Below are 12,798 nucleotides of genomic sequence, written 5' to 3'. Positions count from 1 at the left end.
CTTTATGGCTGGTAATCACTTTAAGGGCAGCGATAACGGCCGTCCTGCAGTTCCGCCGCGTCCGAACGGGGCTGGTAAGGCCGGCACGCCGGGCGGCGCTGGACAGGGCGGTTCCAGTAAGCGCGTGTCCCCGGGCGAGACGGCGATGTTTACCGCTCTGTACGAGCAGTCTCAAAAGGCGAAAAAGACCGGCCGTGCAAGAGGGAATGTCTTTGCGGGCGGTGCAACCTCCGCGTCGCAGCCGAGCGGGGCTCCTTCGGTACCTGCGAACAACGCAGGTGCTGCCAACGCCGCAAATGCCGCCGGCAACGTTAATGCCGGCAAGGCCGCCAACAATACTCCCTCTGCCGGTGGCGCGGGGCTTACGGGTAACCTTGGCACGATTTACACCGGTGCCTCCGAGACTGGCACGTTCGCCCGCCTGGATGATAGCGGTGCCGAGTTTGCGGGCTCGGGTTCCAAGGAAGATTATTACGATTTTGGCTTGAACTACGGTAGCGACGCTTCGTCGAGTTCGACCTCTGACGGTCTGGTCCGTCATCGCCATCGCAAGGGCGAACGCAAAAAGCGTCACACCGGCGCCATTATTGCCGCTGTAGTCGCGGTGCTTCTCGTTGCGCTTGGCGCAAGCGGCTTTATGCTGCTTAACTCGGCAAAGACCGTAAAGAGTGAAGCGAAGGAGGCCGTCGAGATTGTCGGTGGCCTTAAGGACAAGGTCACGTCGGGCGATTTTTCGACGCTGCCTGACGACGCGAAGAAGATTGATGGGCTTTGCGACAGCATGAAGGCGGAGACCTCGAGCCCGCTGTGGACGGCGGCTTCGTTTATCCCGGTGTATGGCAGCGACATCAATGCGGCCCGCACCATGATCGACGCCCTGTCCGATGTCTCGAGCAATGCGCTGGTTCCCATGGCCGATAACCTTTCGCAGGCCACGCCCGGCAAGCTGTTTCAGGACGGCATGATTAACGTGTCCGCGCTGCAGGCGGTCGCCGATTCGCTTTCCAGCAGCTCGAAGGTGTTCAAGAGCGCCAACGAGAAGATCCAGGGCATTGGCGATACTCATATTTCCCAGGTGACCGAGCTGGTCGATAAGGCCAAGGACGGCTTTGCCACCCTCAACGGCGCGGTTGACGCGGCGGAGAAGGTCGCCCCCGTCCTTCCGCAGATGCTCGGCGCCAACGGCCAGACGCGCAACTACCTTGTGTACGCCATGAACAACGTCGAGATTCGTGCCTGCGGCGGCTTTGGCGGTTCGCAGGGCCTGATTTCGGTCACCGACGGCCAGATGTCGATTGGCGAGTTTGTTCCCCGCATTGGACTCAGCGAGGATGAGGCAGTCGAGAGCGTCGACGAAGAGGATGAGGCGCTGTTCGGCAACCACAGTAACCTGTACAACTCGGGCAATACCTATTCGCCTGATTGGCCCCGCAACTCGCAGCGTGTTGCCGCACTGTGGAAGTCCCAGTATGGGCAGGACGTTGATGGCGTCGTCGGCATCGATCCGGTGTTCTTGCAGTACCTGCTGGGCCTTGTCGGTAATGTCTCGCTGCCCGATGGTACGGTCGTCGACGGTACCAACGCGGCGAAGGTTCTCATGCACGATGTGTATTGGAACTATCCGGTCGAGGAATCGGACGGCATCTTTGCATCTGTTGCCAGCGCCGCTTTCGACAAGATCCTTGGCGGTATCGGCGATGTCGATGTTACGAAGCTTGTCAGCGCCGTTGAGCGCGGTGCCGAAGAGGGTCGCCTGATCGCGTGGATGAAAAACGATGACGAGCAGAACGCTATCAAGGAGATGAACATCGACGCCTCGCTGCCCGATCCGGATGACCCGAGTGAAGATCCCGTTGCTGGTGTCTACTTTAACAACCTGAGCTTCTCCAAGCTCGACTGGTACCTGAACGCCGATACGCAGATTGGCCAGGGCGTCAAGAACGGTGACGGCACGTGCTCATATCGCATCACCGTTACCCTGACGAACATCATGACGCAGGAGGAGGCGGGCAAGCTGCCCGACTACGTCGCGGCGAGCGCGCTCGATGCAGCGCGCGACGACGAGCGCCTGAATGTCTCGTTGTTTGCACCGACGGGCGGCAACATCAGTGACCTTACGGTTGAGGGGACCCAGTTTGGGCTAGGTCCCGCAACTTGGCATGGAATTCCCTTCTATTCGGGAACCGTTGACCTGCATGCGGGCGAGACGACAATGATCACGTATACGCTGACCACGTCGGCTGAGGCGGGGGACAAGCCGCTTGCGCTGCGTCAGACTCCTACGTGCCAGGCGGCTCGCGACAGCGCTTCGGCATAGGGTTTTTCTGGTAGCCCAGATAATCGAGTACCATTTTGGGGCGGACAGGCAATCTGTTCGCCCCTGTTTTGTAAGGAGAGCGCATGAAGTACTTTGGCACCGATGGCTTTCGCGGCGAGGCCAACGTTGGGCTGACGGTAGAGCACGCTTATAAGATCGGCCGCTTTGTGGGCTGGTATTACGGCGCCAACCGCGGGGCCAAGGCGCGCGTGATCGTGGGCAAGGACACGCGTCGCTCGAGCTATATGTTCGAGGCGGCGCTGGTGAGTGGCCTAGTCGCGAGCGGTGCGGACGCCTACATGCTGCACGTGATCCCCACGCCGGGCGTGGCGCATCAGACCGTGGAGGGCTGCTTCGATTGCGGCATCATGATCAGTGCGAGCCACAACCCGTTTTGCGATAACGGCATTAAGCTCGTCAACAGCGACGGCTTTAAGATGGACGAGGACGTACTGGAGCTCATCGAGGATTACATCGATGGCAAGAGCGAGGTGCCGCTGGCCACGGGCAACCACATCGGCGCCACGGTGGACTACATGCAGGGCCGCAACCGCTACATTGCCTCGCTCATCGCCAGCGCGAACTTTTCGCTGCAGGGCGTCAAGATCGGCATCGACTGCGCCAACGGCTCGGCGTCCTCGGTGGCCAAGCCGGTGTTCGACGCGCTGGGCGCCGACGTGCGCGTGATCAATGCCGCGCCTGATGGTTTTAACATCAACGTCGACTGCGGCTCCACGCATATGGAGCGTCTGCAGCGCCACGTGGTGGAGCAGGGCTTGGACGTGGGCTTTGCCTATGACGGCGATGCCGACCGCTGCCTGGCCGTGGACGAGCGCGGCCGCGTGGTCGATGGCGACCAGATCCTGTACGTGTGCGGCGTGTACCTGAACAAGCACGGTCGCCTTTCGGGCGGTACCGTGGTTCCGACGATTGCCAGCAACTTTGGCCTGATCAAGTCGTTGGAGCTTGCCGGCCTAAGTGCCGTGACCAGCGGTGTGGGCGACCGCCACGTGTATGCCAAGATGCGCGAGGGCGGTTACAGCCTGGGCGGCGAGCAGACGGGCCATACGATCTTTGGCGATATCGAGCGCACGGGCGACGGCATTATGACCTCGCTGCGCGTGATGGAAGTGATCCGCGCCGAGCGCGAGACGCTCTCGCAGCTCACGGCTCCGTGCAAGCTGCTACCGCAGGCGCAGGTGGCCGTGCGCGTGGCGGACAAGGACGCCGCGCTCGAGAACATGGGCGTGCAGAACGCCATCGCCGAGGCCGAGGCTGCGCTGGCAGGCGAGGGCCGCGTGCTCGTACGCAAGAGCGGAACCGAGTCGGTTATCCGCGTGCTGGCCGAGGCGCCCGACCAAGCATCCGCCGATGCCGCCATGAAGCGCATCGCCAACGCACTCGAGGCTCTGTAGTTACGCGGTTTTACCAAACCGCGTAACTGCTCGACGCTGCAAACGCCCCTAAGCGGCAATCTGACGTTCAATTTCAAGGGCGCGACCAGAAGGTCAGCGCCCTTTCATTTCACGTCACCTTGCTCGCTTAGGGTCGTTTTCGCTGACGTTGCCAAGACATTGGCGTCAACATAGTTGGCGTTGGCGATGGCGTGCTGGTCAATCCTTACAGCTCGTACAGTGTGGTGAACTTGTCCTGCAGGTAGCTGCAGTAGTAGCGGGCGTCAAAGGCCATGCCGCAGGCGCCCTTGATGAGTTCCGGCGCGTCTTTGGCGCGGCCCCACTGCCAAATGTGCTCGCCCAGCCAGGCGCGGACGGGCGCCAGATCGCCGCTCGCGCAGGCACCGGTAAGGTCGACGCCGTCGCGGCACATGGCCGGCACAAACATGGCATCGTAGGCGCTACCCAGCGCATACGTGGGGAAGTAGCCAAACGAACCGCCGCTCCAATGCGTATCCTGCAGGCAGCCGTGCGTGTCGTCGGGAACGGGAATGCCCAGGTACTCGTCCATAAAGCGGTTCCAAAGCGCGGGGATGTCCTTGGCCGCAGCCTCGCCGGCAAACAGCATACGCTCAATCTGGTAGCGCACCATAATATGCAGCGGATAGGTGAGCTCGTCGGCCTCGGTGCGGATCAACGACGGCTGCGCGATGTTCACGGCGCGGTAGAGCGTGTCTTCGTCGACGTCGCCGTAGACCTCGGGCGCGTGACGACGCAGCACCTCGAGCAGCGGGCCCATAAAGGCGCGGCTGCGACCCACGGTGTTCTCGAAAAAGCGGCTCTGGCTCTCGTGGATGCCCATGGAGGTGCCGCCCTCCAGGCAGGTGCGCGCGTAGGCGGGATTGACGCCCAGCTCGTACATGGTGTGCCCCGCCTCGTGGATGATGCTGTAGACGTTGGAGATGCAGTCGTCCTCGTAGATGTGCGTCGCGATGCGCGCATCACCCACGGCAAAGCCCTCGCTAAACGGATGCTCGGTAAAGGCAAGCGTGGTGTCGTCCAGGTCCAGGCCGACAAGCTTCATAAGGTCGAAGCTCATGGCGCGCTGGGCAGCCTCGGGCACGTGGGCGTGCAAAAAGTCGGCAGCCGGCTGCTGGCCGCGCTCGCCGATGGCGTGCACGAGCGGCACGACCGTGGCCTTGACCTCGTCGCAAAACGCGTCGAAGCTCTTGGCGGAAAGGCCGCGCTCGTACTGGTCGAGCCAAACGTCGTATGGATCGCGCTTGGGGTCCATGAGCTCGGCCTGATGCTTAAGTTGGGCGACGATTCTATCCACATAGGTCTCAAAGCTCGCCCAGTCGTTGGCTGCCTTGGCCTTGCGCCACACGGCGTCCGCCTCGCAGGTGAGCCTGGTCCAGGCCTCGGCTTCTTCGGTGGGGATGGCACTGGCCTCACGTTGATCGCGGCCGAGCACACGGATCTCGTCGAGCAGCTGAGGGTCGTCGATTTTGCCGCCGGCGACGGTCTCGCGCGCTAACGAGCGTACGAGCTCAACGGACTTCTCGCTGGTCAGCAGCTTGTGATGCTCGCCGGCAAGCGTGCCCATGGCGTCGGCACGCGCTGCTGCGCCGTTGGCGGGGGCAATGGTCGCGCCGTCAAACTCGGCAATCTTGAGCAGGTACTCACGAGTCCACAGCTTGCCTTCGAGCTTGCGGAATTTTTTGACGGCCTTATCGACCTTCATGCCTTTGGATGTCTTGCCCGCTGCAGGCTCGGCCTTCTTATCGAGTTTCTTTCCCATACCATATCCTTGATCTCGTGAGCCGAGCGCTTCGGGTGGGCGCGCGGCCAGTTTGCACAGCTACCTGCCTTGTACCCAGTGCGAACAAAACGGAACGCGGCGATGCACACGCAGAATGTGTTATCCTATAGCCCAATGCGTTGACGGAGAGGGTTTTGCCCGCCGCGTCGCCGGCAAGAGAGGGAAGGTCATGGGCTGCGAGCCTTCCTGCGGTGACAAGGGCCAAGCGTTCACTCCCGAGCAGCGACCTCAACGGGCACGCGGCCAGCGGCGGCGAAGCCCCAGTAGGGAAGCCGTGAGCCTCGCGACAAGGGGCACAGAGTGGGCGCGGCGGGCCAGACATCCGCCGGGTCAAACAAGGTGGTACCGCGGAATTCAACCGTCCTTGGGCAATGCACATGCCCGAGGGCGGTTTTTTTGTTACCGAACCGGGCCGCACATCCGCAGCTCCGGGTGGCTCCAGCCGCCGCGGCAAGTGGATGCGCGAGAGACGAAAGGGAAGACATGAGTCTGATTGATGATCTGGTCAAACTCGAGGAAGAGGCCAAGGAGCTCGTCGCAGGCGCCGATGACGCCGCCAAGCTCGAGGCTGCGCGTGTTGAGCTGCTCGGTCGCAAGGGTCGTATCACCGGCTTGATGCGCATGATGGGCAAGCTCGCCCCCGAGGATCGTCCCGTGATGGGCAAGCGCGCCAACGAGATGCGCCAGCTGATCGAGGGCATGCTCGACGAGCGAAACACCGAGATGAAGGCCGCCGCCCTCAAGCGCGCACTCGAGCACGACGCCGTCGACATCACGCTGCCGGGCATCCGTCCGCAGATCGGCCACCAGCACCTGATCAAGCAAATCATCGAGGAGGCCGAGGACATCTTCTGCGGCATCGGCTACACCGTCGAGTCCGGCCCCATGGTCGACACCTCTTACTACAACTTCACCGCGCTCAACGCTCCCATGGATCACCCGAGCCGCTCGGCCCGCGATACCTTCTACGTGGTCGACAACAACCCCGGCAGCGTCGCGCACCCCGAGGCTCACGCCCACGGCGAGTCCGACGTGCTGCTGCGCACCCAGACTTCGGGCGTGCAGATCCACACTATGGAGTCGCAGAAGCCGCCCATCTACATGATCTGCCCGGGCACCGTCTACCGTCCCGACACGGCCGATGCCTGCCACCTGCCGCAGTTCAACCAGATCGAGGGCCTGGTCGTCGACGAGGGCATCACCTTTGGCGACCTGAAGGGCACGCTCGACTACTTTGTTAAGTGCATGTTTGGCGAGGATCGCAAGACGCGTTACCGCCCGCACTTCTTCCCCTTCACCGAGCCCAGCTGCGAGGTGGACGTGAGCTGCCACGTGTGCGGCGGCAAGGGCTGCAACTTCTGCAAGCACAGCGGCTGGATCGAGATCTTGGGCTGCGGCATGGTCGACCCCAACGTCCTGATCAACTGCGGCATCGATCCCGAGAAGTACACCGGCTTCGCCTTTGGCATTGGCGCCGAGCGCGTCGCGGCCCTGCGCTACGACCTGCCGGACCTCAGAACGCTCATGACGGGCGATATGCGCTTCCTGAACCAATTTTAGGCTTGCCCAGGCACCCCATCTTGGCGTTCAAACCGTCGCTCGCGTACCTTTAGTACGCGTCGCTCCTCTTTCACGCCAACCTGGGGCACCTGGACAACCCTAAGGCGAACGTCTTCATTTGATATTTCCTCCCTATGCGGAGATTAAGAACTAGGAGAGCTACATGCGCGTTTCTTACGACTGGCTCAAGACCATGATCGATATTCCGGAGGATCCCAAGACCCTTTCGGACGAATATATCCGTACCGGCACCGAGGTCGAGGCGATCGACACCGTGGGCGAGTCCTTCGACCACGTGGTGACCGCCAAGGTGCTCACCAAGACCCCGCACCCCGATAGCGACCACATGTATGTGTGCTCGGTCGATGTGGGCGACAAGAACCTCGATGCCGACGGCAATCCCGCTCCGCTGCAGATCGTCTGCGGCGCGCAGAACTTCGAGGCCGGCGACCACATCGTCACGGCCATGATCGGCGCTGTCCTGCCCGGCGACGTCAAGATCAAGAAGAGCAAGCTTCGCGGCGTCGTGTCCATGGGCATGAACTGCTCTGCGCGCGAGCTCGGCCTGGGTGGCGACCACTCCGGCATCATGATTCTGCCCGAGGACACGCCCTGCGGTATGCCGTTTGCCGAGTACGTGGGCTCGAGTGATACTGTGCTCGACTGCGAGATCACGCCCAACCGTCCCGATTGCCTGTCCATGATCGGCATGGCCCGCGAGACCGGTGCCATTTTCGACCGCGATTTCCACGTGGAGCTGCCCGCCATCAAGGCGGAGACTGGCCGCGCGACCGACGACGAGCTTTCCGTCGAGATTGCCGACGAGGGCCTGTGCGACCGCTATGTCGCCCGCATCGTGCGCAACGTGAAGGTCGGCCCGTCGCCCGACTGGATGGTCAAGCGCCTTAACGCCCTGGGCGTGCGTCCGCACAACAACATCGTCGACATCACCAACTACGTGATGATGCTCACCGGTCAGCCGCTGCACGCCTTTGACCTGGACACCTTTGCCGAGCGCGATGGCCACCGTCGCGTGGTGGTTCGCGCCGCCCAGCAGGATGAGAAATTCACGACGCTCGATGGCGAAGAGCGCGTGCTCGACGCCGGCATGGGCCTTATCACCGACGGCGAGCGCCCCGTGGCGTTGGCCGGCGTTATGGGCGGCATGGATTCCGAGATCGAGGACGACACCGTCGACGTGATGGTCGAGAGCGCTTGCTTCAACGCCGGTCGCACCTCGCACACCAGCCGCGATCTGTCGCTGATCTCCGACGCCTCCATTCGCTTTGAGCGCCAGGTTGACGAGACTGGCTGCGTGGATGTCGCCAACGTTACCTGCGCGCTCATCGAGGAGATCGCCGGCGGCGAGGTTGCTCCCGGCTATGTCGATGTTTTCCCCGCGCCCAAGACCATCGACAGCATCAAGCTGCGCCTGGCCCGCGTGCATGCCATCTGCGGTGCCGACATCGAGCCCGATTTTATCGAGCGTTCGCTTACCCGTCTGGGCTGCACCGTCGAGCGCGACGGCGAGGACTTTATGGTTACCCCGCCGAGCTTCCGTCCCGACCTGCCGCGCGAGATTGACCTGATCGAGGAGGTCCTGCGCCTATGGGGCATGGGCCGTGTGACGGCGACCATCCCGGCTGCCAAGAACCACATCGGCGGCCTGACTCGCGAGCAGAAGCTCACCCGCAAGGTCGGCGAGATCCTGCGCGCCTGCGGCCTCAACGAGACCACGACCTTTGGCTTTGCCGCCCCGGGCGACCTGGAGAAGATCGGCATGCCCACCGAGGGTCGCGGCTGCCCCGTGGTGCTCATGAACCCGCTGGTGGCCGAGCAGACCGAGATGCGTCGTTCGCTGCTGCCGGGCCTGCTGCAGTCCGTGGCCTACAACGAGGCGCACGGTACGCCCAACGTGCACCTGTACGAGGTCGGCAGCCTGTTCCACGGTCGCGAGAACGCCAGCCTGCCCAAGGAGACCAAGTCCGTCGCGGGTGTGCTCTCGGGCCAGTGGAGCGAGCAGTCTTGGAACATGAAGTACCGTAAACTGCGTTTCTTCTTTGGCAAGGGTATCGTCGAGGAGCTGCTCGCCCAGCTGCGCATCGAGAAGGTTCGCTTCCGTCCCGTCGAGGGCGAGGGCTATGCCTTTTTGCAGCCGGGTCGTGCGGCCGAGGTTCTGTCCGGCGGCACCGTGCTGGGTTGGGTCGGCGAGATCCACCCCGAGGCGCGCGAGGCCTGCGGCATCGACGAGGTTGTCGTTGCCTTTGAGCTTGACCTGGACAAGCTGATCAAGGGCGCCCGCAACCAGGAGAACTACCGCGAGTTCTCGCAGTACCCGGCCGTTGAGCACGACCTTGCCATTGTGGTCGACAATGCCGTGACCTGCGAGGATCTTGAGCGCCGTATTACCAGCGCCGGCGGCAAGCTGCTCGAGGGCGTGCGCCTGTTCGATGTCTACCGCGATCCGGTTCGTATCGGCAAGGGCAAGAAGTCCATGGCCTTTGCGCTCACGTATCGCTCGGACGACCACACGCTTACTGGCGAAGAGGTCGAGAAGGCGCACCAGAAGATCGTCACCAAGGTGTGCAAGGGCGTAAACGGCGAAGTCCGCTCGTAATCTTTGCTGTTCGGAACCCGCCCCCTGCGGGGTTTTCACGGCAACGTCCTCGCCACTTCGCGGCTGCGGGATGTTGCCTTAGAAAACCCCTCTCGGGGGCGGGTTCCTGCGTTAACCTTGTTGCGAGCGGATCGCACCTTCTTCCGGGTGACCGGAAAGTTGGGAGTGCATGGGCCCTTTATTGGGCGGTGCGTGGACCTGGGCTAATAACGCACGTATTGCAAGGGCGTGCTGCGTTGTGGGCGGTGCGCCTTTTTGTTAGTATGCAGAGTCGGTGTTACGGATTGTTGGAAACGTAACACACAACGTTCTGATTGAGAGGGCTCATGCATATTCCCGATAATTATCTGTCCCCGCAGACCGATGCCGTTATGGCGGTGGCGATGGTGCCCGTATGGGTTCACTGCATCAAAAAGGTGCGCGCCACGCTCGATCGCGAGCATATGGCGTTCCTGGGCATCTGCGCCGCATTCTCCTTCTTGCTCATGATGTTCAACGTTCCGCTGCCCGGCGGTACCACTGGTCACGCCGTCGGCGGCGCACTCATCGCGCTGCTGCTGGGCCCCGAGGCCGCGGCTATCGCTGTCTCGGTCGCTCTGGCGCTGCAGGCGCTGCTGTTTGGCGACGGCGGCGTTCTGTCGTTTGGCGCCAACTGCTTTAACATGGCCTTTGTGCTGCCGTTTGTCGCTGCTATCGTGTTCCGTGCGCTCAACAGCCGTCTGCACGACAAGAGCTGGGGCACCTCGGTTTCTGCCATCGTGAGCGGTTGGGTCGGCCTGTGCCTGGCGGCCCTGTGCGCGGCAATCGAGTTTGGTATTCAGCCGATGCTCTTCACCAACGCTTCGGGCGCCCCTCTGTACTGCCCCTTCCCGCTGTCCGTGGCTATTCCGGCCATGTTGATCCCGCATATGCTGGTTGCCGGCGTGATCGAGGGCGTGGCGACGGCCGCCATCTACGGCTTCATTAAGAAGACGGCGCCGAGCATTATCGTCGGGCCCGAGGCCGTCGATGGCCAGCTTGCTGCCGAGGGCGCTGTTGCCAAGAAGACCTCGCTGGTCCCCACGCTCATCCTGGTTGCCGTGCTCGTCGTGGCCACGCCGCTGGGCCTGCTGGCCACGGGTGACGCCTGGGGTGAGTGGGACGCCGAGGGCGCCGCGACCGCCGTTCAGGAGGCTGGCGACGACGGCCTGCAGGCTTCGGTCGGTCTCGATACCCCGACCTTTGCCGACGCCCTGCCCACGGGTGATTACCTGCAGGCCTATTCCGAGGAGCAGGGCCTTGGCTTTGCCGGCCAGGCTGCCATGTATATCCTTTCCGGCGTGATTGGCGTGGCGGTGCTCACCATCGCATTCCGTCTGGTCTCGCTTACGGTCAAGGAAAGCGGTGCTCATGGCAATAGCCGAGCTGCCTAGCTGGCTTGCGACCGAGGAGCGTTACGAGCCCACGGGGGCTCGGCATCGCGGGATGCAAAAGAACGTCCTGCACCTGACGAGCCTGCTTGAGCGGGTTCGCCTGGGTGGAGGTGCGCACGAGGGCGGGTCGATGGTCGACCGCGCCCTTTCTTGCGTTTCGGCTCCGGTGCGCCTGGTGGGGATGTTCGTCTGCGTCCTGTGCGTGTGTCTGACGCAGAGCCCGCTGTACCTCATGTTGATGGCGGCTATCGCGCTGGCGCTCGTTGCCGTGCGCCCCGTACGCGGGCTGCGTGCGACCTTTGTACCGGCGCTCGGCGCCACGGGGCTTGCGGTGGTTCTGGCACTGCCTGCCCTGCTGCTGGGCGCGTCTGCCACGGGCGCCATGCTCAAGATCGCGCTCAAGACCTTCATTAATGTGTCGCTGGTGCTGGGCGTTTCATGGACGCTTACTTGGAGCCGCATGTCTGCGGCGCTCAAAATGCTGCACCTGCCCGACGAGGTCATCTTTACTTTCGATATGGCGCTCAAGCATATCGAGGTGCTGGGACGCACGGCGCACGATCTGTGCGAATCGGTCATGCTGCGCAGCGTGGGTCGTGCGCCTACGGGTTTTTCGCGCACCGACTCGCTGGCGGGTATCATGGGCATGACGTTTATCAAGGCGATGGAATGCAGCCGCGCGATGGACGAGGCCATGCTTTGCCGCGGCTTTGCCGGCGTGTATCCGGCGCCTGCACGCGCCGGGTTTGACTGGCGCGATGCCGTTTACGCGGCCGTTGTGGCGTTGCTCGTCGTGTTGTGCGCGGTGTTGTAGCGCGGACGGTCGAACTGTCGATGTGAGTAGGGAAGGGCGGCGTTTTGGCAAACGATACGAATAACGCGATGGGTGCGAGCGGTGCTGCCGGCGCCGAGGTCACGCCGCTCATCGAGTTTCGCGACGTGGTGTTTTCCTATGCGGGTCATACGGTGGTCGACGGCGTTTCATTGCGGGTGAACCGTGGGGAGCTCGTTGCTCTGCTTGGTCCCAACGGCTGCGGCAAGACGACGATTATGCGCCTTATTAACGGCCTTGAACTCGCGGACGCAGGGGCATACCTGTTTGACGGGCACGTGATCGATGCGGCGTTTCTAAAGGATTCCGCGGCCGCTCATCGTTTTCATCAGCGCGTGGGCTTTGTGTTCCAGAATGCCGATGCGCAGCTCTTTTGCGCCACAGTCGGCGAGGAGGTCGCGTTTGGTCCCGCGCAGATGGGACTGCCGGCAGACGAGCTCGAGCGCCGCGTGCGCGATGCCATGGGGCTGTTCCAGGTTGCCGATCTTGCCGACGCCTCGCCTTATCAGCTCTCGGGCGGGCAAAAGAAGCGTGTGGCGCTGGCGGCCGTCGTGTCGATGAACCCGGATATCTTGGTCCTCGACGAGCCTACCAATGGGCTCGACGAGGACTCATGCGACATCGTGGTCAACTTTCTACTGGCCTATGTTGCTGCCGGCAAGACGGTCTTGATGAGCACGCATCATCAAGATTTGGTGCGGCGCCTGGGTGCCCGCGCCATCTATATCGATCGATATCACCATGTGGTCGAGGCGCCCGTGCCGTCGTATGGAACCGAAAGCGGTGCTGCGGAATAGTTGCTGCGTAGGGTATGTATGGCCGCCTGTGCGACTCTGCCGTGATG

Annotated in this window: 8 protein-coding genes; 7 read left to right on the top strand and 1 reads right to left on the bottom strand. The window is 62.7% G+C overall.

From position 1 onward, the window contains the following. The first annotated feature begins 4 nt into the window (after window positions 1–4). Together DXB53_RS06680 and glmM are read left to right on the top strand one after the other, a co-directional pair. Window positions 5–2,317 (top strand): DUF4012 domain-containing protein, encoded by a 2,313-nt coding sequence (locus tag DXB53_RS06680; protein WP_117583831.1) that lies wholly within the window; start codon window positions 5–7, stop codon window positions 2,315–2,317. An 83-nt stretch (window positions 2,318–2,400) separates the two neighbouring features. Continuing rightward, window positions 2,401–3,732, top strand: coding sequence for a phosphoglucosamine mutase (glmM, locus tag DXB53_RS06675; protein WP_117583830.1), 1,332 nt, complete (start codon window positions 2,401–2,403; stop codon window positions 3,730–3,732). Between the two features lie 205 nt (window positions 3,733–3,937). Here glmM and DXB53_RS06670 read toward each other — a convergent pair whose 3' ends face one another. Further along, complete coding sequence (locus DXB53_RS06670; RefSeq protein ID WP_117583829.1) at window positions 3,938–5,512, bottom strand: carboxypeptidase M32; 1,575 nt, start codon at window positions 5,510–5,512, stop codon at window positions 3,938–3,940. Between the two features lie 504 nt (window positions 5,513–6,016). Between DXB53_RS06670 and pheS the strand changes: the two genes are divergently transcribed. The 5 genes from pheS (at window position 6,017) to DXB53_RS06645 (ending at window position 12,751) form a co-directional block, all read left to right on the top strand. Further along, window positions 6,017–7,093, top strand: a complete 1,077-nt coding sequence (pheS, locus tag DXB53_RS06665; RefSeq protein WP_055250566.1) for a phenylalanine--tRNA ligase subunit alpha — start codon at window positions 6,017–6,019, stop codon at window positions 7,091–7,093. Between the two features lie 163 nt (window positions 7,094–7,256). Further along, the gene (gene pheT / locus DXB53_RS06660; protein ID WP_117583828.1) at window positions 7,257–9,710 is read left to right on the top strand and encodes a phenylalanine--tRNA ligase subunit beta; all 2,454 of its coding nucleotides are present in this window, start codon (window positions 7,257–7,259) and stop codon (window positions 9,708–9,710) included. A gap of 326 nt (window positions 9,711–10,036) precedes the next feature. Further along, window positions 10,037–11,122: a cobalt transporter CbiM gene (gene cbiM / locus DXB53_RS06655; protein ID WP_117583827.1), complete on the top strand. Its 1,086-nt coding sequence runs from the start codon at window positions 10,037–10,039 to the stop codon at window positions 11,120–11,122. Continuing rightward, a complete protein-coding gene (locus DXB53_RS06650; RefSeq protein WP_117583826.1) occupies window positions 11,100–11,936 on the top strand; it encodes an energy-coupling factor transporter transmembrane component T in 837 nt (278 codons plus the stop codon). The genes cbiM and DXB53_RS06650 overlap by 23 nt, the downstream gene beginning before the upstream one ends. Before the next feature lie 44 nt (window positions 11,937–11,980). Further along, entirely contained in the window at window positions 11,981–12,751 is a 771-nt protein-coding gene (locus tag DXB53_RS06645) for an energy-coupling factor ABC transporter ATP-binding protein (protein ID WP_117583825.1), read from the top strand. Window positions 12,752–12,798: the final 47 nt, after the last annotated feature.

The sequence above is a fragment of the Collinsella sp. OM04-5 genome (assembly GCF_003439125.1).
GTDB lineage: Bacteria > Actinomycetota > Coriobacteriia > Coriobacteriales > Coriobacteriaceae > Collinsella.
The sequence above is the reverse complement of the archived record's forward strand: the minus strand, read 5'-3'. Positions and strand labels throughout refer to the sequence as shown.